Origin of the sequence: Streptomyces sp. NRRL B-24572 (assembly GCF_002156145.1) — a bacterium.
GTDB lineage: Bacteria > Actinomycetota > Actinomycetes > Streptomycetales > Streptomycetaceae > Streptomyces > Streptomyces vietnamensis.
Window position 1 is genome coordinate 1 of the sequence record NZ_MWIG01000317.1, and the last position, 2659, is coordinate 2659.

2 protein-coding genes are annotated in these 2659 nt (G+C 73.4%); one reads left to right on the forward strand and one right to left on the reverse strand.

The window, feature by feature from the left end:
- On the forward strand, window positions 1–1852 hold a 1852-nt coding region (locus tag CCN56_RS19950; RefSeq protein ID WP_086828667.1), incomplete at its 5' end, for an FtsX-like permease family protein.
- A 34-nt stretch (window positions 1853–1886) separates the two neighbouring features.
- Here the strand turns inward: CCN56_RS19950 and CCN56_RS19955 are convergent.
- A partial coding sequence (locus tag CCN56_RS19955) for an IS630 family transposase (RefSeq protein WP_086828669.1) occupies window positions 1887–2659 on the reverse strand: 773 nt, incomplete at its 5' end.

The following is a 2659-nucleotide window of genomic DNA, read 5'->3' on the forward strand; positions in this document are numbered from 1 at the left end:
GGACCCGCTCGCGGTGGCGGAGGCGGCGAAGAAGGCGCTGGGCGGCGGGGTGTCGGCGTACACGCACGCCGGTGCCGTCGACAATGCCCTCCAGAGCGCGAGCATGCTGCACGCGGTCGTCATGACCGCCGCCCTGTCCTTCGTCCTCATCGCGATGGCCGTGGCCCGCATGGTCGTCACCAACACCTTCTCCGTCGTCCTCGCCCAACGCGCCCGCCAGCTCGCCCTGCTGCGCTGCATCGGCACCGACCGCGACCAGCTCCTCCGGGTCATCCGCCGCCAGGGCCTCATGCTCGGCGCGCTCGCCTCGGCCGCCGGGCTCGCGGCGGGCGCGGCGGCCTGCGCACTCGGCACCGCGGTGATCAACGGGTTCGCCGACCTCGGACCGATCGAGGTCTCCCTCGTGCCGGGCCCCTGGACGTTCGGGCTCGCCGGGGTCTTCGGCGTGCTGCTCACCCTGTGGGCCGTCCGCAAGCCGGCACGGGCCGCGGCTGCCGTGCCGCCGGTCGCCGCGCTCGCCGCGAGCGGGGCGGCGAGCCTGCCGGAGCCGGGCAGCCGGGTCGTCCGCGAGGCGGTGTCGGTGCTGATGCTCGTCGCCGGTGCGGGGCTGCTGGGCCTCGGCGCGTTCGGCGGGTCGGCGCTCTCGCTCCTGGCGGTGACGGTCGGCGCGATCCTCACGTTCTTCGCCGTACTCCGGTACGCCCAGCACCTGTTGCCGCCGCTCGTCGGACTGCTCGGGCTCGCGCTGCGCCGCCCGTTCGGGACGGTCGGCAGGCTGTCCGTGCAGCAACTGCGGGCCAACTCCCGCCGTACCGCGGCCGCTTCGTCCGCGATGCTCGTCGGCGTGACCGTCGCCGTCTCCGCCGTGACCGCGATCGGCGCGGCCGAGGGCGGCCTGGACAGCATGCTCGCCAACCGCATGCCGGCCGTCTTCGCCCTCGATCCGGACACCGGCCGGGTGCCCGCCGACGTGCTCGCCGCGCTGCGCGCCGAACGCGGACTGACCGTCACCCCCGTCCGTACCGCGACCCTCACGGTCGACGGACGGAAGACGGTCTTCGCCGCCGCCGACCCGGCCGGGCTCAACCCGGACGCCGAGGGCGTCGGCGCGGCCCGCGCGCTCAAGGACGGCGAGGCGATCGCGCTCACCGGGCGGCCCGCGCTGACCGTCGCCGGCACCCGGCTCACGACCGTGTCCGGAGCGGGCACGCTGCCCGTCTCCCTCCACCCGGAGGCCACGGTGTACGTCACCGGGGCCACCCTCGACCGGCTCGCACCGGGCGCCGCCACCGCCTCCACCGTCCTGCTCAACCCGGCCGGCGACACCGGCCACGACGAGGCCCGCGCGGCCGTGGACCGCGCGCTCGCCACGCACCCGGAGATCCGGATCGCGGACACCGGGTCCGACGCCGACCTCATCCGCTCCCTGCTCGACCGGATGATGCTGGTGGTCACCGTCCTGCTCGGCTTCTCCATCGCGATCGCCGCGCTCGGCGTCGCCGCGACCCTGATGCTGACGGTGGAGGAACGCACCCGGGAGTTCGGGATGCTCCGCGCCATCGGCCTCGCGGGCGAGCAGCTGCGCCGGATGCTGACCCTGGAGTCGGTCCTGCTCGCGCTCACCGGCGCGGTCGCCGGAACGCTCCTCGGCCTCGTCTACGGAACGCTGGCCGCCCGCTCCGTCCTGGCGGGCCACGTCTCCGCCCTGGAGGCGCTGGCCAACTCGGGCGGCACGGCCCTGACGGTCCTCGCCATCCTCGCGGCCACGGTCCTCACGGGCGTCGCCGCCTCGGTCCTGCCGGCCCGCCGGGTCCGGCGCATGGTGGTGGTGGACGCGCTCCAGGCGGCCTAGTGCTGCTCCGCGGAAGTTCGTGGAGGGGCGTTGATCACGTCGTCTTGAGTGGGGTGCCGTCGTAGGTCCAGCGGTAAGGTCTGGCGGTCTGGTTGTGCCCGACGACGTAGTCGTCGATCTTGTTCATCAGGGCATCGCGGCTGGCGAAGTCGCCATGCCGGATCACGCGGCGGGTCAACGCCGAGAAGAAAAGCTCGACTTGGTTGAGCCAGGAGGCGTGTGGCGGGGTCCAGTGCACGTGCCAGCGCGGATGGGCGGCGAACCATGCCTTGGTGTGCTTGGCGGTGTGAGAGGAGCCGTTGTCGAGCACTACGTGGATCTCCTTGCCCAGACCGATCACGGCGTCCAATCGGTCGAGGAAGGCGGTGAAGGTGACGGCGTTGTTGCGGGCGATGGGCTCGGTGAGCACCTCGCCTGTGGTGACGTCGAGGGCGGCCACGATCGAGGCGGTGCCATGCCGGAGGTACTCGAACTCCTGGCGGACGGGGGTGCCGGGAGCGGCGGGCCTGGCGGAGTACTTGCGGGATCGGGCAGCGATCGCGGTCTTCTCGTCGATGGACAGCACCACCGCTCCGGCGGGCGGGGTGCGGTACAGGCGGCAGACGTCGGCGGCCCTGTCCCAGAAGTCGGAGGTGTCGCGACGGGCCAGCCAGCCTCGTACCCGGTGCGGTTTGAGGTCCAGATCGGCCAGGACCCGCCCGACTTGGGATGGGGAGATCTTCGCGAAGACGGTACCGGCGACCCACTGGGAGATCGCCCGGTGAGACCAGGTCGACTCCGGGTGTGGCGGCGCGCTCGTGGCGGCGG